Source organism: Maribacter arcticus (assembly GCF_900167935.1).
Classification (GTDB): Bacteria; Bacteroidota; Bacteroidia; order Flavobacteriales; family Flavobacteriaceae; genus Maribacter; species Maribacter arcticus.
Window position 1 is genome coordinate 167,428 of sequence record NZ_FUYL01000005.1, and the last position, 20,863, is coordinate 188,290.

Annotated in this window: 18 protein-coding genes; 12 read left to right on the forward strand and 6 right to left on the reverse strand. The window is 35.5% G+C overall.

Going from position 1 to position 20,863, the window contains the following annotated elements; all coding sequences use genetic code 11:
• Positions 1–221: 221 nt before the first annotated feature.
• The 7 genes from B5X55_RS09585 (at position 222) to B5X55_RS09615 (ending at position 12,243) form a co-directional block, all read left to right on the forward strand.
• On the forward strand, positions 222–3,365 hold the full coding sequence (locus tag B5X55_RS09585; RefSeq protein WP_079512402.1) for a WD40/YVTN/BNR-like repeat-containing protein: 3,144 nt from the start codon (positions 222–224) through the stop codon (positions 3,363–3,365).
• 86 nt (positions 3,366–3,451) lie between these two features.
• Positions 3,452–6,577, forward strand: coding sequence for a VPS10 domain-containing protein (locus tag B5X55_RS09590; protein WP_079512403.1), 3,126 nt, complete (start codon positions 3,452–3,454; stop codon positions 6,575–6,577).
• A gap of 49 nt (positions 6,578–6,626) precedes the next feature.
• Positions 6,627–7,178 carry a CopD family protein gene (locus B5X55_RS09595; RefSeq protein ID WP_079512404.1) on the forward strand — a complete coding sequence of 184 codons (552 nt, stop codon included), beginning with the start codon at positions 6,627–6,629 and terminating at the stop codon, positions 7,176–7,178.
• A gap of 150 nt (positions 7,179–7,328) precedes the next feature.
• Complete coding sequence (locus tag B5X55_RS09600) at positions 7,329–8,738, forward strand: sensor histidine kinase (RefSeq protein ID WP_079512405.1); 1,410 nt, start codon at positions 7,329–7,331, stop codon at positions 8,736–8,738.
• 31 nt (positions 8,739–8,769) lie between these two features.
• On the forward strand, positions 8,770–9,552 hold the full coding sequence (locus B5X55_RS09605) for an enoyl-CoA hydratase/isomerase family protein (RefSeq protein ID WP_079512406.1): 783 nt from the start codon (positions 8,770–8,772) through the stop codon (positions 9,550–9,552).
• A 17-nt stretch (positions 9,553–9,569) separates the two neighbouring features.
• A complete protein-coding gene (locus B5X55_RS09610) occupies positions 9,570–11,123 on the forward strand; it encodes a hypothetical protein (protein WP_079512407.1) in 1,554 nt (517 codons plus the stop codon).
• 46 nt (positions 11,124–11,169) lie between these two features.
• On the forward strand, positions 11,170–12,243 hold the full coding sequence (locus B5X55_RS09615; protein WP_079512408.1) for a PA0069 family radical SAM protein: 1,074 nt from the start codon (positions 11,170–11,172) through the stop codon (positions 12,241–12,243).
• Positions 12,244–12,245: 2 nt separating this feature from the next.
• Here the strand turns inward: B5X55_RS09615 and B5X55_RS09620 are convergent, their stop codons facing one another.
• Positions 12,246–12,680, reverse strand: a complete 435-nt coding sequence (locus tag B5X55_RS09620; protein WP_079512409.1) for a nuclear transport factor 2 family protein — start codon at positions 12,678–12,680, stop codon at positions 12,246–12,248.
• Positions 12,681–12,940: 260 nt separating this feature from the next.
• Between B5X55_RS09620 and B5X55_RS09625 the strand changes: the two genes are divergently transcribed.
• Positions 12,941–14,374, forward strand: coding sequence for a glycosyltransferase family 2 protein (locus B5X55_RS09625; RefSeq protein ID WP_079512410.1), 1,434 nt, complete (start codon positions 12,941–12,943; stop codon positions 14,372–14,374).
• Between the two features lie 93 nt (positions 14,375–14,467).
• Here B5X55_RS09625 and B5X55_RS09630 read toward each other — a convergent pair whose 3' ends face one another.
• The 3 genes from B5X55_RS09630 to B5X55_RS09640 all read right to left on the reverse strand — a co-directional run bounded on the left by B5X55_RS09630 (position 14,468) and on the right by B5X55_RS09640 (position 16,365).
• Positions 14,468–15,151 (reverse strand): HD domain-containing protein, encoded by a 684-nt coding sequence (locus B5X55_RS09630; protein WP_079512411.1) that lies wholly within the window; start codon positions 15,149–15,151, stop codon positions 14,468–14,470.
• Positions 15,148–15,885: a lysophospholipid acyltransferase family protein gene (locus tag B5X55_RS09635; protein WP_079512412.1), complete on the reverse strand. Its 738-nt coding sequence runs from the start codon at positions 15,883–15,885 to the stop codon at positions 15,148–15,150. Before B5X55_RS09635 ends, B5X55_RS09630 begins: the two co-directional genes overlap by 4 nt.
• A 69-nt stretch (positions 15,886–15,954) precedes the next feature.
• On the reverse strand, positions 15,955–16,365 hold the full coding sequence (locus tag B5X55_RS09640) for a BrxA/BrxB family bacilliredoxin (protein ID WP_079512413.1): 411 nt from the start codon (positions 16,363–16,365) through the stop codon (positions 15,955–15,957).
• 129 nt (positions 16,366–16,494) lie between these two features.
• Between B5X55_RS09640 and B5X55_RS09645 the strand changes: the two genes are divergently transcribed.
• The 4 genes from B5X55_RS09645 to B5X55_RS09660 all read left to right on the forward strand — a co-directional run bounded on the left by B5X55_RS09645 (position 16,495) and on the right by B5X55_RS09660 (position 20,007).
• Positions 16,495–17,235: a TerB family tellurite resistance protein gene (locus B5X55_RS09645; protein WP_079512414.1), complete on the forward strand. Its 741-nt coding sequence runs from the start codon at positions 16,495–16,497 to the stop codon at positions 17,233–17,235.
• Positions 17,236–17,260: 25 nt separating this feature from the next.
• Positions 17,261–17,845, forward strand: coding sequence for a HupE/UreJ family protein (locus tag B5X55_RS09650; protein ID WP_079512415.1), 585 nt, complete (start codon positions 17,261–17,263; stop codon positions 17,843–17,845).
• 84 nt (positions 17,846–17,929) lie between these two features.
• Positions 17,930–18,367 carry a deoxycytidylate deaminase gene (locus tag B5X55_RS09655; protein ID WP_079512416.1) on the forward strand — a complete coding sequence of 146 codons (438 nt, stop codon included), beginning with the start codon at positions 17,930–17,932 and terminating at the stop codon, positions 18,365–18,367.
• A 14-nt stretch (positions 18,368–18,381) separates the two neighbouring features.
• On the forward strand, positions 18,382–20,007 hold the full coding sequence (locus tag B5X55_RS09660; protein WP_079512417.1) for a S41 family peptidase: 1,626 nt from the start codon (positions 18,382–18,384) through the stop codon (positions 20,005–20,007).
• Here the strand turns inward: B5X55_RS09660 and B5X55_RS09665 are convergent.
• Together B5X55_RS09665 and B5X55_RS09670 are read right to left on the reverse strand one after the other, a co-directional pair.
• Positions 20,004–20,207 carry a hypothetical protein gene (locus B5X55_RS09665; RefSeq protein WP_079512418.1) on the reverse strand — a complete coding sequence of 68 codons (204 nt, stop codon included), beginning with the start codon at positions 20,205–20,207 and terminating at the stop codon, positions 20,004–20,006. The genes B5X55_RS09660 and B5X55_RS09665 overlap by 4 nt on opposite strands.
• Before the next feature lie 37 nt (positions 20,208–20,244).
• On the reverse strand, positions 20,245–20,823 hold the full coding sequence (locus tag B5X55_RS09670) for a MarC family protein (protein WP_079512419.1): 579 nt from the start codon (positions 20,821–20,823) through the stop codon (positions 20,245–20,247).
• Between the last annotated feature and the right edge of the window lie 40 nt (positions 20,824–20,863).

Here is a 20,863-nt window from a genome sequence, read left to right on the forward strand (position 1 = left end):
TTTTATGTCTTTTTCTGAATTTTTCGATTCAGGAATAGACATAAAAGCTGGCATGCAATGAAGAGAATTTTTAGAACCTTTTTTTAAGAATATTGATTGAAACCATAAATTGATTGATAATTTGATAAATGTGCTTGTAGATAAGTGCTAATAAAACCTTAAAATCAACATTTTCACAACATTTTGTTTAATTTAGGATTGACTAATATCAAACCAAGAAAATGAAAAAGCACCTTACCAAGGCTAGCATCATCATGCTGGCACTTGTACTATTGCCATTATCCTTACTATCTCAAAGAAGGAACAAATCACAAATTAATACTCCAACCTACCCAGAAGAACTTTATTCTAGTTTAGAATATCGTTCAATAGGGCCGTATCGTGGAGGTCGTTCTGCTGCGGTAACCGGTGTGCCTGGTGAACCCAATTTGTTTTATTTTGGTGCTGCAGGTGGCGGAGTTTGGAAAACCCTTGATGGTGGACGTACATGGGATAATATTTCTGACGGATATTTCGGTGGAAGTATAGGTGCTGTTGAGGTAGCCAAAAGTGATCCAAACGTAATTTATGTTGGTGGTGGCGAAAAAACCTTAAGAGGAAATGTTTCTTCAGGTTATGGAGTATGGAAAACTGAAGATGGTGGTAAAACGTGGGCTACCGCAGGTTTAGAGAAAAGTAGACATGTGCCAAGGCTTCGTGTGCATCCAACAGATTATAATACGGTATATGCTGCTGTTTTAGGAGATATCTATAAACCAACTAAAGATCGTGGTGTTTATAAAAGCATCGATGGTGGAAAAAATTGGAAACAAGTTCTATTTGTAAACGAACAAGCGGGTGCGGTTGATTTAACTTTCGACCCTAATAACCCAAGAATATTATATGCTTCTACATGGCATGCACAACGTACACCTTATAGTTTAATTAGTGGTGGTGATGGTTCTGCTTTATGGAAGAGTGTGGATAGCGGTGAAACTTGGACAGAAATTTCTAATAACGAAGGTTTTCCAAAAGATACATTAGGGATTATCGGCGTAGCAGTTTCTCCAAAAAACTCTGAACGTGTTTGGGCAATTGTAGAGAATAAGGAAAAGGGAGGTTTATACCGTTCAGAAGATGGTGGTAAAACTTGGTCTGTTGTTAATGAAGAACGTAAAATTAGACAACGTGCTTGGTATTATACTAGAGTATATGCTGATACACAAGATGAAGATGTGGTTTATGTGTTAAATGTAAATTATCACAAGTCTACAGATGGAGGTAAATCGTTCAATACATTTAATGCACCACATGGGGACCATCATGATTTATGGGTTTCTCCAGAAGATTCGCAACGTATGATTATTGGTGATGACGGTGGTGCACAAATCTCTTATGATGGTGGAGAAACATGGAGTACCTATAACAATCAGCCTACCGCACAGTTTTACCGTGTAACTACCGATAATTCATTTCCATATAGAATTTATGTTGCGCAACAAGACAACTCTACATTGCGTATAGATCATAGAAGTGATGAAAATAATATTGGTAATGGTAATTGGGAAGAAACTGCAGGCGGTGAATCAGCTTGGATAGCTGTTGATCCTAAAGATAATGACATTGTTTATGGTGGTAGTTATGACGGATTCTTAACTCGAGTAAATCATAAGACAGGTACAGTTAGAGGTATAAATGTATGGCCAGATAACCCAATGGGTGCTGGAGCAGAAGCCATGAAATATCGTTTTCAATGGAATTTTCCTATTCTGTTCAGCAGACATAATCCAAAGAAACTATATACGTTTTCTAACTATGTTCATGTGACTGAAAATGAAGGTCAGAGTTGGGAAGTATTAAGTGGCGATTTAACTCGAAATGATCCTACAAAATTAGTTTCTAGTGGAGGTCCGATTACCCAAGATAATACCAGTGTAGAATACTACTGTACTATTTTTGCAGCGAATGAAAGTCCGTTGAAAGAAGGTATTCTTTGGGTAGGCAGTGATGACGGATTAATTCATGTATCAAAAGATTCTGGCGCAACATGGGATAATGTTACCCCAACCAATATGCCTGAATGGAACATGATTAATAGTATTGAACCTTCTTATTTTGATGAAGGTACGTGTTATGTGGCTGCTACAAGATATAAGTTGGGTGACTTTCAGCCGTACTTGTACAAAACCACTGACTATGGCAAAAGCTGGACAAAAATTACTAATGGTATACCAGCTGAACATTTTACTAGGGTAGTTAGAGAAGACCCTAAAAAGAAAGGGTTATTATATGCAGGTACAGAAACAGGTATGTATGTTTCTTTTAATGATGGTGCTAGTTGGAGTCCGTTTCAAATGAATTTACCAATAGTCCCGATTACTGATTTGGCTATTAAAGATGATAACTTGATTGTTGCAACACAAGGGCGTAGCTTATGGATTATTGATGATTTAACAGTGCTTCACCAATTAGATGAAAGCAAAAAGAATCAAAATACCATTCTTTTTAAGCCTAGAGATTCATATCGTACAAAAGGAAGAGCATCTAAAAAGCCTTCTAAAACATCGGGACAGAATTTAGAAAATGGAGTAATTACACATTTTCTACTTAAAAATTATACAGAAAAGGACACGGTTCAGTTGACGTACACAAGTATGGCTGGCGATACTTTAGCTAACTATAATTCGTCTGCGAAGAAAAAAGACAAAAAGTTAGAAGTAAAAAAGGGCGGTAACACATTTGTATGGGATACCCGTGGTAAGGGAGCTGAAAAATTGGAAGGAATGATTTTTTGGTGGGCCAGTTTCGACGGTGCTAAAGCAGTACCGGGTAATTACAAAGTTCATTTAAATGTTAACGGCAGTACTAGTTCTGAAACATTTACCATTTTGCCAGACCCAAGAGCAGAAAGCTCAGTGGCCGAAATGCAAAATCAGTTCGATTTTATTACCGATATAAATACAACAATCGAAAAAGCACATCAATCTATAAAGAAGATTAGAAATGTAACTGAACAATTGAATGCGTTTACTGAACAGTATAAGGATGATGAAAGAACTAAGGATCTTGTAGAAAAGGCTAAGGCAATGAAAGATAAGTTGGGTGAGGTGGAAAAGGCATTGTATCAAACTCAGAATAGAAGTGGTCAAGACCCATTGAATTTTCCAATTAAATTGACCAACAAATTAGGTCATTTAAATAGCTTAGTGTCTATTGACGATTTTCCGCCTACAGAGCAAGATATTGAGGTAAAGAATGAGTTGACCGCTAAAATAAACAAGGAGCTTAAAATATTCGATAATGTAATTTCATCAGAACTACTAGAATTTAACGCAGCATTTAATACATTAGAATTGAATTATTTGTTTATCGACGACAGCAAATAAGTACTCTAAAAAAACCTCTCTACTTCTAGAGAGGTTTTTTTATTCAATTCAGAACGTAATAAAAGAACAATCAAACATCACACTATATGAAAAAGCAACTAGTATCATTGCTAGTGGTCTTTATGACCACATTTACCTTTGCACAAACAGCAAATGATTATTTTAAACCTTTAAAATATCGAAATATTGGTCCGTTTAGAGGTGGTCGCTCTGTAACAGCAACCGGAGTTATTGGTGACCCAATGACCTATTATATGGGAACCACAGGCGGCGGACTATGGAAAACTGAATCTGCCGGTCAACGATGGGAAAATGTATCTGATGGATTTTTTGAATTAGGTTCCGTAGGGGCAGTGTCTGTTTCTGCATCTAATCCGAATATAGTCTATGTAGGTATGGGTGAGCATGCACCGAGAGGTGTTATGACTTCGTATGGTGACGGAGTTTATAAATCTACAGATGCTGGAAATACATGGAAAAAAATTGGCCTTGAAAAAACCCAACATATTTCCCGAATAATCATACATCCAACAAATCCAGATATCGTTTATGTCGCTGCACAAGGGGCTCTTTTTGAAGGCAATCCAGAACGTGGAGTGTACAAATCAATCGATGGTGGTAAGACTTGGACGAATACCCTTTTTGTAAATGAACTAACGGGTGCGTCTGAGCTTTCTATGGACGCTAATTATCCTGAAATTATGTATGCTGCGATGTGGGAACACCAACGAAAGCCAAATATGGTCGTTAGTGGTGGTGCGGGTAGCGGACTGTATAAATCTACTGATAGTGGAAATACTTGGAAAAAAATACACAAAGGCCTTCCAGAGGAAAAAGGGAAGATGGCAATTGCCGTAAGCCCATCAAATTCAAATAAAGTGTATGCTTTAATTGAGAGTGATTCAGATGCCGATAAAGGAGGCTTATTTGTATCTAATGATGCTGGGGAATCTTGGTCTATGATAAGTGGCGATAATCGTTTGGTGCAACGTGCTTGGTATTACATTGAAGTTTTTGTAGACCCTAATGATGAAGATACCGTGTATGTGTTAAGTGCCCCGGCACTTCGTTCTGAGGATGGTGGTAAAACTTGGAAAAATGTTGAGGTTGCCCATGGCGATACACATGATTTATGGATTAATCCTAACAACTCAAAAAATATGGTTTTAGCAGATGACGGTGGGGCTGCTGTTTCTTTTGATTACGGAAAAACATGGTCAACGCAAAGCAATATGCCTACAGCACAGTTTTATAGAATCAGTGTAGATAATTTGTTTCCATATAATATTTATGGCGGTCAGCAAGATAATGCGTCTGTAAAGATTGCTAGTCTTTCTACTGGCAGTGGAGGTATAACTACCAGAGATTGGACGGATTCTGCAGGTGGTGAAAGTGCATTTTTGGCTTTTGACCCAGATAACCCACGTTATGTAATGGGTGGTCAATATTTAGGTACTGTAGAGGTAATGGATATGGTATCAAAATCTTCTACTCAAATAATGCAAGCGCCGATTCAATATTTGGGTCGCGAGGCTAGAAACATGCGGTATTTGTTTAATTGGAATGCTCCGATTATAGCTTCAACACATGAGCTTGGAACTTTTTATCACGGTGCTCAATATGTGTTTAGAACAAGAGATATGGGGGTAACTTGGGATAAGATTTCTCCAGATTTAACGCGTGATATTGATGAAAAACAAGGTAATGGTGGCGGACCTTATACCAACGAAGCGGTAGGTGCCGAAAATTATGGAACACTTGCGTATATATTAGAATCTCCACATGAAAAAGGGCATATCTGGACAGGGAGTGATGATGGTTTGGTGCACTTGACCAAAAACGGAGGTGAATCATGGGAAAATGTGACGCCTAAAGGATTAAAGGAATGTTTAATCAATGCTATTGAAGTATCTCCGCATGACCCAGCAACTGCTTATATCGCTACAACAAGATATAAGTTCAATGACTACACGCCTGGGTTATATAAAACGACAGACTATGGTAAATCGTGGACTGCTATAAACAACGGTCTTCCTTATGGTGCTTTTACACGCGTAGTTCGAGAAGATGAATTTAAAAAGGACCTGTTGTATGCAGGTACTGAAAAGGGAATATATGCATCATGGAATGGTGGCAAAACTTGGGAGCCTTTTCAATTAAATTTACCGATGACTCCAATCACGGATTTGAAAATGCATAAGGGTGATATGGTAGTCGCCACTTCTGGTAGGTCATTTTGGATTCTTGATGATGTTATAGCTTTAAGTCAATACCAACCTTCTAAAAAAGGACTTCAGCTATTAAAACCTAAAGATACGTATAATGGTTCTTGGGGTAGCCCATTAAATGGTAATTCAGATAAGTTTAAAGGCAGTGACACTTTTGATGGTATAAACCCGGCAAACGGCGTGGTATTATATTATGAGCTTCCGAAGCTTAAGGATAGTACGGTAATAACGCTAGATATTTTAGATTCGAAAGGGAAAACTATTAGAACAATAAGTTCAGAAAAAGACCCAACATATAAGCCACATAATGGTGGTGGTGCTCCACCGGCTCCATTGCTTAGTAAAAAAGAAGGCTTGAACCGTTTTGTGTGGGATATGGAGTATCCAATTATGCCGGGAATACCAGGGGTTTATATTGAAGCAGGATTTGGCGGTCATAGCGTATCTCCAGGCACATATACTTTTAAATTAATGGTCGATGGGCAAACGGTTTCTACTACGGGAATAATTAAGGAGTTGCCTACGTACGAAACGATGTCTGGTCAATATGAAGAATATGATGCTTTTATGACAACTACCGAACAAGAGTTAACCAAAATGCATAACATGATTAATCAATTGCATGCAGTTCAGGGAAATCTAAAAGAGATGTTGAAAGAGGTTTCGGATCCTGATGTTAAAAAAGAAGGCGAAAAATTACTTGCCGACATGAAATCGTGGGATGAAGATATGGTTCAACGTAAATCTCAAGCCTATGATGATGTGGAAAATTTTCCAAATAAATTTTCAGCAGAATACATATTTATGATCAATCAGACCAGTAGTACTATACCAAGATTAAACAAGGCAAGCAAAGACCGCAAGGTAGAATTAGATGCGCAATGGGTTGGCTTAAAATCAAGAGGTAATCAATTCATCAACACCGCTATTCCTGCATATAATAAAGTATTGTGGGAAGCTGGTATTGGCGCTTTAAGATTATAATATAGAATCTATACGCTTTTGCTAACTTTGAGCTTGAACTTAGCATATTATGAGCGAATATTACAATTATATAAAGTCCCTGCATCTCATCTTCGTAATTACGTGGTTTGCAGGGCTTTTTTATATTCCTAGGTTATTCATTTATCATATTGAAGCCAATCAAAAACCTTCTCCTGAAAAGGAGATTCTTTCTAAGCAATTGAAACTGATGGCCAAAAGGCTTTGGTTCATTATTACTTGGCCTTCTGCGATATTGGCCACTATTTTTGCTTTATGGCTTTTAGTTATTTACCCTGGTTGGTTAACACAACCATGGATGCACGTTAAACTAGGTTTCGTATTATTATTAATTCTCTATCATTTAAAAAACCATCAAATTTTCAAGAAATTTCAACGTGATGAAATCAATTATACATCTAATTATATGCGTATTTGGAACGAGGGTGCTACTCTTATACTTTTCGCGATTGTTTTCTTGGTGATCTTAAAACATTCTTTTAATTGGATTTTTGGAGTCGTAGGAATCATAGTTTTGGGGATTCTACTCATGTTGGGTATTAAATTGTACAAGAGCATACGGAAAAAGAATCCGGAGGCTTAATTAATAGAGCGCAACATTTTTCAGTATTAATAGCTTTCAATTATAACTATATTTTACAAAAACTTTTTTGGTGCGATATTTGTTAACTTTAGACGAAATAACAGAATCTTGTTAACAAGAATATCTTTACGGTCCCGTATTTTTTTCGCCATGATATTTTTGGTGCTTATCGCATCAGTATTAATTGCTGGGGTAACGGTGTATCAATACCGCGAGCAATCTAAAGATTACCATGAGAATAGAATGGAGCGTAAAGAGGAGCAAATACGCCAAAGTATTGACCTTGCCATTCAGAAAACAACGTATCCGGTAACGACCGAAAACCTAGACCTTATTTTTAAAAATGAAATTTATGAAATTGCCGTAGTGCAAAACATGAATTTTAATATTTATAGTTTAGATGGTCAACTCATAAAAAGTTCGAGACCAAAATTTGCAAACGATTCTATATCTATGTGTTTAGATGCTGAGGTATTGAACAAATTAGAAATAAGTCCTGATAAACGATATGTGCGTGAAAATGCGTTGGCAGGCGATAAGTACCAAGCATCATTTACCTATATCGCAGACCAAAAGTTTAAGCCAATTGGTATACTCAACCTGCCTTATTTCGAAGACAATTCGTTTAATGATTATGAGCTGAAAGAATTTTTAATTCGCTTGTCTGGCGTATATCTCTTCATGCTACTCATTGCTATTTTATTTGCGTTTTTCATTTCAAAATACATCACCCGTTCTTTGGAGACTATTTCGGATATGATGGGGCGTACCAATTTGAATAAGCAAAACAAAAAGATTATTATAGATAATCCTGGGGAAGAAATCGAAAAGCTTATTTCTGCCTATAATGGAATGATTGATGAGCTGGGGCATAGTGCTGCAAAGTTGGCTAGAAGTGAAAGAGAGCAAGCTTGGCGTGAAATGGCAAAACAAGTAGCTCATGAAATTAAAAACCCGTTGACCCCCATGCGTTTGAGCGTGCAGAGTTTCGAGCGTAAATTCGACCCTCAGGATCCTAAAATTCAAGAAAAGGTCAAAGAATACTCAAGTACGTTAATACAGCAAATCGACACTCTTAGTAGCATTGCCTCGGCTTTTTCTAATTTTGCGGAAATGCCAGCCCAACAAAATGAGACCTTAAATGTGGTGAAAATTGTGAAGTTGGCTTTAGATATTTTTAATGAAGATTACATACATTTTATAGCAGATGAAGAGGAGATAATAGCGAAATTAGACCGTACTCAGTTAATACGGGTAGTGACTAATTTGGTTAAGAATGCCATACAAGCGGTACCTGATGTAAAATCACCAAGAGTTTTAGTGTCTGTAGCTTCTGAAGGTAATATGGTTAAACTGTCTGTAGCTGATAATGGTATTGGTATCGAAAAAGAGAACGAAGAAAAAATATTTGAACCTAAGTTCACGACTAAAACCAGTGGCATGGGGTTAGGTCTGGGTATGGTTAAGAATATTGTGGAAACCTATAAAGGCACTATAAATTTCACCTCGCAATTGGGCAAGGGTACGGTGTTTTGTGTAAAGTTTCCGAAGGAAAATTAAAATAGAAAAATAATCAATAAAAAATCAGAATATGTCTTTCGAAACCATACTTATTCAAAGAGAATTATCAACGGCAATTGTAACTATTAATCGTCCTAATAAGTTAAATGCACTAAATAAAGCAACCATTGATGAATTACAAGATGCTTTTAAAGAATTACAAAAAGATAAAAAAGTTAAAGCAATAATTCTAACAGGTAGTGGTGAGAAGGCGTTTGTAGCTGGTGCAGATATTTCAGAGTTTTCAGATTTCTCAGTAAAAGAAGGAAAAAAATTGGCCGCCAAAGGACAAAAGAAGCTATTTGACTTTATTGAAAATTTATCGACTCCGGTAATTGCTGCAGTTAATGGTTTTGCTTTAGGCGGTGGTTTAGAATTGGCAATGGCCTGTCACTTTAGAGTGGCCAGTGATAATGCTAAAATGGGACTACCTGAGGTTTCTCTAGGCGTAATACCTGGTTATGGAGGTACGCAGCGTTTACCTCAGTTAGTCGGCAAGGGCAGGGCAATGGAAATGATTATGACCGCAGGTATGATAACTGCAGAACAAGCATATTCATACGGTTTGGTCAATCATGTAACTACACAAGAAGAATTGTTGCCATTATGCCATAAGATTATCTCGAAGATTACTAATAACTCATCCGTAGCCATTTCTTATGCAATAAAAGCAGTAAATGCTGGTTTTAAGAATACTGTAAATGGTTATGAGCAGGAAATTGAAGCTTTTGGTGCTTGTTTCGGAACTGAAGATTTTACCGAAGGTACTACCGCTTTTTTAGAAAAGAGAAAAGCAAATTTTCCAGGTTCATGACATAAACCAAATCGGTTATGTTGAATCGTAGTATTTTTTTATTTCTATTAGTTATTGGTTCATTGAGCGTTTTCGCACAAGAAGAGCCAGTTACCTATACAATTGGTGAAAAATTCAATGATAAATATCGGTATTCTAATATGTTGGCCATTGCAGATGATGGCAATGAAGGTACTGTAGTCGTTCGTGCCTATTATACAGGAATTATTTTACGCCCTAAAGGGTATTTTATTGAACATTATAATAAGAGTCTTGAGCTTATATCTGAATATAATTATAAACTTAAGGATGCCAATTTTATTGATGCCTATGTAAGTAATGGACAAGTATATTTATTGTTTTTAGAATATAGTTATAGCGATAAAAGCTACCAGTACGAGGTACATAGAAGTCCGTTTTCTCAATTTCAGTTTACAAAAGAGACTATTCTGTCAATTGAGTCTGACCCAGTAGAACAGCCATTAGATAGAAATTTTTATAATAGAAATTTCTCCTCAGGATTTACAACATCGGTTCTTTTCAATGATGATAAATCGGCATTTGCTATTACAACGCATTACAAGAAGAAAAAGGTTGATCAGCATACAATTCATGTGTTCAATTCAAACTTGACTAAATTGATGGAGCATGACTTTTCTGATGAGGTTGAAGAAAAGAACTATGCCTTCGAGAATATCCTATTTTCAAAAGATTTACAAAACGTTTACCTTGTAGGTAAAGCTTACTTTAAAAAGAAACGGTTTAATGCTACAGAACGTAAATTTCAATATGAAATGGTTCGCATCTCGAAAGATAGCCGAAGTGTTCAATCTTTCTATACTCCCAATAAATTTCCAGAAGCGCTGAAGCCTATTTTTAAGGGTAATGAATTACTATGTATCGGGTTTTATGCTGACCGAAAGGATAATCGCTATAACGGAATTTCTTACTTCAAATTAAACCCTATTTCTTTAGAAATGGAGACGAGTAAGTTTAATCCTTTTTCAGAACAGTTTATGCTGGATAAATTTGGTAGGGAAGATGATAAAGCGATAAAAGATTTAGTTTTTAAAGGAATGGATGTCACCAAAGACGGTAACATTCTTTTTAATGCAGAGGAGTATTTTACAAGTTCGAGTATACAATCTAACACAAGTGGTGGTCGTGTACTGGTGACTAGGTATCACCATAATGACATCATTAGCGCAAAATTAAGTTCGACAGGAGATTTAGTATGGGCTCGAAACATTAATAAAACCGAAGTTACCCAAGGCGATGGAGCATATGCTTCCTATAGTGCGTATACAAAAGATGATACTACATACTTTTTTATAAGTACATCGGCAGAGAACCCACAGCTGTTAGGCGATGATAGAATCATGTTTAAACAGGGGTTGAGTAGAAATAGAAATGTTTTCCTAATTCGATTAGATGAACAGGGTCATATGACCTACAGCAAGGTTATTGATGACACTGAAGCGCGACTACCTTTAATGGTTTCAGTGCCCTATATTGACCATTTGAAAGATGAATTAGTATTCTACGCCAAAAGAGGAACTAAAAAGCAATTAGTACAAGTAGCTGTTAAATAACATCATTATTAGGATTATTTCCATAATTTTGGAATAAATCCTAATAATGAATTCTGATTCTTTTATTAAGGGTAGAGGTGCCCAACAAAATACCGACAATAAATTTTCAGCATATAGCTACGAAAGCCGTGATGATTTTTTGGAGTTTTGTAGATTGGAAGGTGAATCTGCGGATACCAACAAAACTCAGTACATTCCTATATTTCCTAAAACAATAGTCAACAAAGTTACTAGTACTGATATCGGTATGAGTTACTCCATGAACATGTATCAAGGTTGTGAACATGGTTGTATATATTGTTATGCTAGAAATTCACATGAGTATTGGGGTTACAGTGCAGGGCTTGATTTTGAACGCAAAATTTTAGTAAAACATGATGCGCCAAAATTATTAGAAGCCAAACTAAAAAGCAAAAGCTGGAAAGCATGTACTATCGTTTTATCGGGTAACACAGACTGTTATCAGCCTGCTGAAAAGGAATTTCAACTAACTAGAAAATGCTTAGAGGTATTCTTTAAATATAGACATCCGGTAGGTATTATTACTAAAAATACATTGATACTGCGTGACTTAGATATTCTAAAAGAATTGAATAATCACGGATTAATCGGAGTTAATATTTCAGTTACTTCACTTTCAGAAAAAACGAGAAGAATATTAGAGCCTAGAACTACCACGATTAAAAAACGATTAGAGGCTATGCGTGTTCTGTCTTCAGAAGGTATTCCTGTAAATGCGATGTTAGCGCCAATCATTCCAGGAATAAATAGTCATGAAATTCTAAATTTAGCTAAGGCAGTATCTGAAAATGGAGCGTTTTCAATGACTTTTACCATGGTGCGCCTAAATGGAGCAATCGGCGAAATATTTACCGATTGGATAAAAAAAGCACTTCCAGATAGAGCAGACAAAGTATTGCATCAAATACAAGAGTGCCATGGTGGTACCTTAAGCGATAGTAGGTTTGGTATTCGGGGTAGAGGAGAAGGTAAAATTGCAACCCAAATTCACGACATGGTCCGTTTGGCAAAGCATTTATATTTTATTGATAAAAAGTTTCCTAAACTTAACACCGAATTACATCAACCTTTTAAAGATGGACAAATGAAATTGTTTTAAAATCACTCCATTTTACGAGGGTGAATAGACTGGCCAACTAACTTCCATTCTCCACCAATTTTTTCTAACATACGAATTTCGTAGGTATACGTGATAACTCCTTCTTTGGTGGTTGATTCTTCATCATGACTTACCCAGGCATTATCACCGCTAACATTCATTTTGTAATTGGTATTTTTTGATGTCCCACCGTTACCCATCATATTTGCTGGAGGATTGATCATCATTTCTGGTGGTACATCAATACTATTTCCATCTGGTGTCGATACGAATATTCTACTGTAGGACTTAATTGACCAGCAATTTGCATGGCCTTCAATATCACCAGAACGCCAAGTTGAAGATTCTCTTTCGAGAAGCGAAATAATCGATTCTTCATCGGTTTGGCCGTAGCTGATTGAAATAGTTAAAACAAGTAGAAGAAATATACTTTTCATAGTTAGTTGGTTTAATTTTTAAATGTATGCTAAAAAGTTCAATTTCTTAAATTATCAGCATAAGCGCATGATAACTAGAAGAATATTACAAATAAGTTGAAAAATTCAATCAAAAAAAGTGTTGTTTCTAGATTGAATTTTATGCATTAGTTGAAGGGGGTAAATTATTTTAAAAGTTTTGTTAAATGAACGTTCAAAGAACGTCCAAAGAACAACTATGCACGTACATAGGTGGAATGTAATAAATAGTAGAACCATTTATGAAAACCAAGAATACTACCAAAAACGAATTGAATACCGCTAAAGAGAAAAATACCATCACCAAAAAGAAATCTTTTTTCGCTAAAATCGGACACCTAATAGAAAACGCCAATGCTTGGGGTATTTTTGTAATGGGAAGCACATTTGTGCTAATGTTCGGTTCAGCTTATCTAGCTTATATTTTACAAAACGATTTTACGCAGTTACATTTAGAAAGACGAAGCACTTTAATCGGCTTAATTTTTATGGTAGTGGCTGTAGTGTTTTTTATTTTCAAACTAAGCTTCTTCATATACACTTTTATAAGATTTTTAAAATATAAAGCAATACCATCAGTGTCAAATGAAGAATTGCCAACGGTTACCGTAATTGTACCAGCTTATAATGAAGGAAAACAAGTTTGGGCAACGTTAAAAAGTTTGGCAGAAAGTGATTATCCAGAACATAAGGTTCAGTTATTGGCTATTAATGATGGCAGTAAAGATGACACTTGGAATTGGATGTTAGAGGCAAAAAAAGAATTGGGTGACCGTGTTTCTATTTGTCAACAACCAAAGAATATAGGTAAACGTCATGCTTTATACAGGGGCTTTAAAGAAGGTACTGGTGAAATTTTCGTTACTGTTGACAGTGATTCCATAGTAGATAAGGATACGCTTAGAAACTTAGTTAGCCCTTTCATAGTTGATAAGAATTGTGGAGCAGTTGCAGGTAATATTCGCGTATTAAATAATAAGAGCGGAATTCTACCTAAGATGCTAGATGTAAGTTTTGCACTTAGTTTTGAGTTTGTTCGTTCATCTGAAAGTACTTTGAATTCGGTATTATGTACTCCTGGTGCTTTAGCAGCATATAGAGCCACAGCTGTATTCGCTTGTTTAGATGATTGGATTAATCAAACATTTATGGGTCAGCCTTCAGATATTGGTGAAGATAGAGCTATGACCAACATGATTTTAAGACAAGGATTTCATGTTCTTTTTCAAAGAAATTCATACGCTTATACCAATGTGCCTGAAAAATATCAAGGGTTATACAAAATGTTTATTAGATGGGGTAGAAGTAATGTTCGTGAGAATATTCAAATGTCTAAATACGTTTTCACAAACTTTAGAAAAGGTCCAAAAGCAGGAACAAGATTATTATTCTTTAGCCAATTTTCAAGAATAGTACTTTGTTACCCATTCGTATTGTTCATGTTGGTATTTGTAGTTACACATCCATTATTATTCATAAGCTCAACGTTCGTAAGCATAATGGTGTTATCAACTTTTCCAGTGATTTTTTACGCTAAAAGATATACTTTAATAGAATCTTTCTGGGCATATTCATATAGTGTGTTATATACTTTCGGCTTATTCTGGATTACACCTTATGCTATTGCAACTGCAAGTAGAAGAGGTTGGTTAACCAGAGAGTTACCACAGAAATAATTACACACTTGTAAGACTTAAAAAGGGTTTCAATATGTATATTGAACCCCTTTTTTTATAATTTAATTTTTTATTTAAAATTCAAAACAAGTTCTATGAATGTTTTTTAAATGATAATGGATTCCACTCATAATAAAATTGCTCTAGGTAATCTAACATGTATTGGTGTCTTTCTTCAGCTAAACGCTTACCTGTTTCGGTATTCATTTTACCTTTTAGTAAGAGTAACTTTTCGTAGAAATGATTAATAGTCGGTGCTGTAGAAGTTTTATACTCCTCTTTGGTCATATCAAGATTTGGTGGAGTACTAGGGTCATAAAGCATTCGGTTTTTGAATCCACCATAATTAAACGCGCGTGCTATTCCTATTGCACCAATAGCATCTAATCGGTCTGCATCTTGTACAACTTGCAGCTCTTTCGATGTAAATAGTTTCTTTTTTATCTTACCATCGCTCAATCCAGCCTTAAAAGAACTGAATTTTATAATTTTAACGACGTGGTTAATAGTCTCTATTGGTACATTTATAGAAAACAGAAAATTTTCAGCCATTTTAGGGCCTAATGATTCGTCGCCATCATTAAATTTTGCATCTGCAATATCATGAAGTAATGCTCCGAGACTCACTACTAAAACATTCACATCCTCTTCTTTAGAAATCAGAATGCTATTGTTGAATACCCGCTGTATATGAAACCAGTCGTGGCCTCCTTCTGCATTTAGCAAGGTTTCTTTAACAAAGACGATAGTCTCCTCTATAATCTCAGAGTTTGTCATTTAAAGCTGGTTACGCCATTAGTTACTGAAGATTCTATTTGAACGATAAGTTCATCTAAATCGCCCTTATTTTCAATAGGCTGTTGTACATCAAAACTAACTTTTGCGGCTAAGCCCATCGGAAATTGACCAAACCGTACTAATTTCCAAGAATTATTGATGCTTACAGGCACTATTAATGCAGATGGTGCTTTTTTAAGAAGCATTTTCAAGCCCATAGGTTTAAATGGTTTTGGATGACCATCTCTACTTCTTGTTCCTTCTGGAAAAATAACGGCACTCCTGTTATGCTTTTCAATATAGGAGCCAAGTTTTCCTATTTCCATTATGGCAGATTTACCATCATTTCTATCAATTAAAACAGAACCACCATGAACTAAATTGAAGGATACGCTTGGTATACCTTTTCCTAATTCTTTTTTACTGACAAATTTAGGGTGGTGTTTACGCATGTACCAAATTAATGGTGGAATGTCGTACATGCTCTGATGATTCGTGACGATTATTAGTGGCCTATTTGTGGGTAAATCATGATTGTTAGTGAACCTATATGTAGTGCCCAATATATTGGTACATCGCATTAAGCAAAAGTTGAGCTTACTGACTACTGGTTTTAAGCCAGAGTATCCAAAAAGTTTAAATCCCAGCCATTGTAACGGATGAAATATAAGCAGGCAGAGGCCAAAGGCTATGAAAAATACGGGTGTTATGAGGTAAGAAATCAACTTCTGCATATTGCAAAAATAAAAAACCGCTCTATTAAGAGCGGTTTTTTAAGACTATTATTTTATGCTAAATAAATTCTAGCAAAACTCGTCGTAAGCTTGTGCCAAGTTTTGAGCTATCATTTCAGCTGGCCTTCCTTCAATATGGTGACGTTCAATCATATGAACTAACTCACCATCTTTAAATAATGCCATTGAAGGAGATGATGGAGGAAAAGGAACCATAAGATTTCTTGCCGCATCAACAGCTTCTTTATCTACACCAGCAAATACCGTAACAGCATAATCTGGTTTTTTGCTATTCTGCAAGCTCATTTTGGCTGCAGGCCTTGCGTTTGCTGCTGCACAACCACAAACAGAATTTACAACTACCAAAGTAGTTCCTTCTTTTTTGATGGCATTTGCTACTGCATCTGCTGTATATAATTCTTCAAATCCGGCAGAGGCCAGATCATCTCTCATTGGTTTTACTAATTCTGCAGGGTACATAATGTTATATTTAAATTAATCTATTACAAAGATAACCAATTAGTCGTAGAGGTGCTTCACACCTTAACTTTTCATTGGCCTTACTTTCTATTTGTAATATTTTATCTTTGGCGAAATTGAGAACACGAAATGATTAAATGGTTGGGAGCCGTTGTAGGCTTTTTTTTAAGAGGACTGTCTGGAGCAGTTTTAGGATTTTTTGCAGGGAGTATTATAGATGGTTTTTTTGGCAATAATAAAAGTAATGCACGTTCAGTCTTTCAAGATTATACAAGAGCTAATGTCTCGCCCGCAGATTTTGAATTGAATTTACTTTCGTTATGCTCTATTGTTATAAAGGCAGATGGACAAGTGAGTCAATCTGAAATGGATTACGTGCGTCAGTATTTTGTAAGCACTTATGGTAAAGATAAAGCCAATGCTATTTTTAGAAGCTTCAATGAAATTAATAAAAAGGGTGAAATATCCGCACAACGAGTATGTACATTTTTAGCACAACGTACCCGATATGAGGTTCGTTTACAGTTGCTTCACTTTTTATTCGGTATCGCACAAGCAGATGGCACCATTAGTAATCCTGAAATTCAAAAAATACGGGAAATTGCTGGTTACCTTCGAGTGCCATTAAATGAATTTGACAGTATTAAGGCAATGTTCGTAAAATCTGCCAATAACTCCTATAAAATATTGGATGTTCCAAAATCGGCAACAGATGCAGAAGTTAAAAAGGCTTACAGGGAAATGGCCAAAAAGTATCATCCAGATCGTGTGAATACTCAAGATGAGGCTATTAAAAAAGGTGCCGAAGAAAAATTTAAACAAGTGCAAACGGCATACGAGACTATTCAGAAAGAGCGAGGTTTAAATTAATTGGAGACTTATAATAACTCTTATTATGGAAGAATTCTGGTTTTATATACAATTGGGCTTACATCACGTATTAGATGTCAATGCCTATGACCATATATTATTTTTATCTGCATTAGCACTTCCCTTTGCATTTAAAAGTTGGAAAAATGTATTGCTTTTGTCAACGGTTTTCACCATCACCCATTGTTTAGCTTTAGTAGTATCTGTTTATGAAATAATGCATATTGATGCTAGTTGGATAGAGTTTTTGATTCCTGTAACCATTTTATGTACTGCCATCTATAACTTAATAGATAAGAAAGTGCAAAAAGGAACAAAGACCATATGGTTTCATGCATTGGCAACTGGTTTCTTCGGATTAATACATGGTTTCGGATTTTCAAATTATTTCAAAATGATGATAATGGGAACTAATGAAAAATTGGGGCCATTATTCGGTTTTGCTGCTGGTATAGAAATTTCACAAGTGGTCATCGTTTTATTGGTTCTTGTACTGGCTTATATTGTTCAAATAATGTTTCATGTAAAACAAAGTTTGTTCGTTATCGTAGGTAGTATCTTAATAATGTTGATTACAATACCGTTATTATATCAAACGTTTCCATTTTAAGATTGTTAAATTTTAGCCTAAGATATTGTCCTTGCCTTACAAAGCAGGTACCTTAGTGGATTAAGCTTTTGAAAAGCTAGAAGAATGAAGAGAGAAAAACAATTGAAATACGACAGGGCCTATTTAAGAATGGCTAAGGAGTGGGGTAAACTGTCTTCCTGTAAGAGAAAGCAAGTAGGAGCTATCATCGTTAAAAATAGAATGATAATTTCCGATGGCTATAATGGCACACCTACTGGTTTTGAAAATTTTTGTGAAGATGATGAAGGTTATACAAAATGGTATGTCTTACATGCCGAAGCCAATGCTATTCTTAAGGTAGCGAGTTCTACACAATCGTGCCAAGGTGCTACGCTTTATATAACATTGTCCCCTTGTAGAGAATGCAGTAAGTTAATTCATCAGTCTGGCATTAAACGTGTAGTGTATCAGATTGGTTATAAAGATGATTCTGGATTAAAATTCTTGGAAAAGGCGGGAGTTGAATTGGAGCATATGCCAGAAATAAATGTTACTATCTAACGTTTGAACTAATGATGAACAAGAAAAATAGTTTTCTAATGCCCTTAATAATTGCCTCGGCTATCGCTGTTGGGTTTTTTATAGGAGGAAAACTTAGTTTTAATGATTCACCAGAAAGACTTTTCTCTACTAATTCTAAAAAGGATAAACTCAATAGACTTATTGATTATATCGATTATGAATATGTAGATGATGTTAACACAGATAGTATTGTTGATGTTACGGTAAATAGTATCCTCGAAAAGCTAGATCCACATTCGGTATACATTTCAGAGAAAGAAATGGATCGCGTATCTGAAAACATGAAAGGTGATTTTGTAGGTATTGGGGTAAATTTCTATGCTTATAAAGATACAATCACCGTTATTAAAACAGTAAAAGATGGCCCAAGTTTTTTAAAGGGTATTTTACCAGGTGACCGTATTTTAATGGCAGATAACGATACGTTGTACGGAAAAGATTTTCAAAGTGAAACGATTGTCGAAAAGCTAAAAGGTAAAGAAGGTACCACGGTCAACCTTAAGGTATTTAGAAAAGCAGAAAACAAAACGTTCAATGTTAAGGTTAAACGTGGTGTAGTGCCATTAAAAAGTGTAGAAGCTTTTTATATGTTGACTAAAGATATAGGTTACATAAAAGTGAATCGTTTTGCCGAATCGACCTATAAGGAATTTAAAAATTCACTAGTTGATTTACAAAAAAGAGGGGCGAAAAAATTGGTTCTCGATTTACGTGATAATCCAGGTGGCTATTTAGGAATGGCAGAAGAGATGGCCGATGAGTTTTTAGAAGATGGTAAACTTATATTGTTCACCAAGAATAAGAAAGGCAAGATAAATAAGAGTTTTGCTACTGATGAAGGTAGTTTTGAAGATAAACCCATCTATGTTCTTATAAATGAAAGGTCTGCGTCAGCAAGTGAGATCGTTGCAGGGGCGTTACAAGACAATGATATTGGAACAATTGTAGGTCGTCGTTCATTCGGTAAAGGATTGGTTCAACGTGAAATGGCACTAGGTGATGGTTCGGCCGTACGATTAACAGTTTCGAGGTATTATACTCCTACTGGGCGCAGTATTCAAAGAACATATGCCAACGGTACTAAAGATTACTACCAACGCTTTACAGACAGGTTTCATAGTGGCGAAATGGTTTCAGTGGATAGTATCAAAGTAGCAGATTCTTTAAAATTTGTGACTCCTAAAGGAAAGGTTGTTTATGGCGGAGGAGGAATAATTCCCGATGTATTTGTGCCTATTGGTAGTAATGAGGAAGAGGCTGTTGAGAGTATGGACAACTTGGGCTTCTTATCCTTTTTTGTATTTGAACACTTAGAAGAAGATCGTGATAGATATGCGAACTATTCACAAGAAGAGTATGTGAACGATTTTAAAGTTGATGATATACTTTTTGAAAAATTCGTAGAGTATTCTGTAAATAGAAATTTAAGGATGAATTTCTATGACCATGAACAAAGCATAAAGCGGTTTTTAAAGGCAAGCATTGCTGAGCAATTGTTCAATACTAATATACATGCGAAGATTAAGGCAGATGAAGACCCTATGCTTCAGAAAGTATTAGAATTGGATAGTAATGTAGTGCAACAACAAGAATCTAGCTTAATCAAAGCTAATAATTAATCCTTATTTATTTTATCTTGAATCTTTTTGCTTGTCACAAAAACCAAAAGTAGTATTATGGCACATAAAGAAGCCATAATACCAATAAGTGCAATGGTACTATCTTTCTCAAACGGATTGGCAAAATCTACCATCGTTACGTTATAGGCAATTAAAGCTACTGCAATAGCTATGAAGATAATTGATATTGTCTTGCTCATAAACTAGTTTTTTATAAAGTTACAACCTTCTTCTTTCCTAGAAAAGTTGATTGATATTGGCCGCGAATAATTTTACTGCAATTGCCATTAGAATAACCCCAAATACTTTTCGAATAACATTAACACCACCTGATCCCAGCATTTTTTCAATCTTAACAGATGACTTAAGAACTATAAAAACGAAAATAATGTTTACAATAATTGCAATTATTATATTTTCAACATAAAACTCAGCTCTTAATGAAAGAAGAGAGGTTAGGGTGCCTGCACCGGCAATTAATGGAAAAGCTATAGGTACAATAGATGCACTCTCGGGTTCATCATCTCTATATAATGTTATACCCAAAATCATTTCGATAGCTAAGAAAAATATAATGAAAGCACCAGCAACGGCAAATGAGTTTACATCAATACCTATAAGGTTTAAAATTTCTTCTCCAAGAAATAAAAAGGCAACCATAATAATTGCGGCAACAACAGAAGCCTTTTCAGATTGAATATGCCCAACCTTATTTCTAAGACCAATAATTATGGGAATACTCCCTAAAATATCAATAACAGCAAAGAGTACCATACTTGCTGTAATAATCTCCCTAAAATTAAAATGAAACTCCATGTTGAAAATTTTTGCAAATTTACGTTTATAAATTTCGACT

What these genes read in the sequence shown, in the direction of transcription:
- B5X55_RS09610 (WP_079512407.1), top strand. Translation starts at nt 9,570, where the DNA reads ATGTTGAATCGTAGTATTTTTTTATTTCTATTAGTTATTGGTTCATTG.
- B5X55_RS09645 (WP_079512414.1), top strand. Translation starts at nt 16,495, where the DNA reads ATGATTAAATGGTTGGGAGCCGTTGTAGGCTTTTTTTTAAGAGGACTG.
- B5X55_RS09635 (WP_079512412.1), bottom strand. Translation starts at nt 15,885, where the DNA reads ATGCAGAAGTTGATTTCTTACCTCATAACACCCGTATTTTTCATAGCC.
- B5X55_RS09600 (WP_079512405.1), top strand. Translation starts at nt 7,329, where the DNA reads ATGATATTTTTGGTGCTTATCGCATCAGTATTAATTGCTGGGGTAACG.
- B5X55_RS09630 (WP_079512411.1), bottom strand. Translation starts at nt 15,151, where the DNA reads ATGACAAACTCTGAGATTATAGAGGAGACTATCGTCTTTGTTAAAGAA.
- B5X55_RS09670 (WP_079512419.1), bottom strand. Translation starts at nt 20,823, where the DNA reads ATGGAGTTTCATTTTAATTTTAGGGAGATTATTACAGCAAGTATGGTA.
- B5X55_RS09625 (WP_079512410.1), top strand. Translation starts at nt 12,941, where the DNA reads ATGAAAACCAAGAATACTACCAAAAACGAATTGAATACCGCTAAAGAG.
- B5X55_RS09665 (WP_079512418.1), bottom strand. Translation starts at nt 20,207, where the DNA reads ATGAGCAAGACAATATCAATTATCTTCATAGCTATTGCAGTAGCTTTA.
- B5X55_RS09595 (WP_079512404.1), top strand. Translation starts at nt 6,627, where the DNA reads ATGAGCGAATATTACAATTATATAAAGTCCCTGCATCTCATCTTCGTA.
- B5X55_RS09650 (WP_079512415.1), top strand. Translation starts at nt 17,261, where the DNA reads ATGGAAGAATTCTGGTTTTATATACAATTGGGCTTACATCACGTATTA.
- B5X55_RS09605 (WP_079512406.1), top strand. Translation starts at nt 8,770, where the DNA reads ATGTCTTTCGAAACCATACTTATTCAAAGAGAATTATCAACGGCAATT.
- B5X55_RS09640 (WP_079512413.1), bottom strand. Translation starts at nt 16,365, where the DNA reads ATGTACCCTGCAGAATTAGTAAAACCAATGAGAGATGATCTGGCCTCT.
- B5X55_RS09585 (WP_079512402.1), top strand. Translation starts at nt 222, where the DNA reads ATGAAAAAGCACCTTACCAAGGCTAGCATCATCATGCTGGCACTTGTA.
- B5X55_RS09590 (WP_079512403.1), top strand. Translation starts at nt 3,452, where the DNA reads ATGAAAAAGCAACTAGTATCATTGCTAGTGGTCTTTATGACCACATTT.
- B5X55_RS09615 (WP_079512408.1), top strand. Translation starts at nt 11,170, where the DNA reads ATGAATTCTGATTCTTTTATTAAGGGTAGAGGTGCCCAACAAAATACC.
- B5X55_RS09660 (WP_079512417.1), top strand. Translation starts at nt 18,382, where the DNA reads ATGAACAAGAAAAATAGTTTTCTAATGCCCTTAATAATTGCCTCGGCT.
- B5X55_RS09620 (WP_079512409.1), bottom strand. Translation starts at nt 12,680, where the DNA reads ATGAAAAGTATATTTCTTCTACTTGTTTTAACTATTTCAATCAGCTAC.
- B5X55_RS09655 (WP_079512416.1), top strand. Translation starts at nt 17,930, where the DNA reads ATGAAGAGAGAAAAACAATTGAAATACGACAGGGCCTATTTAAGAATG.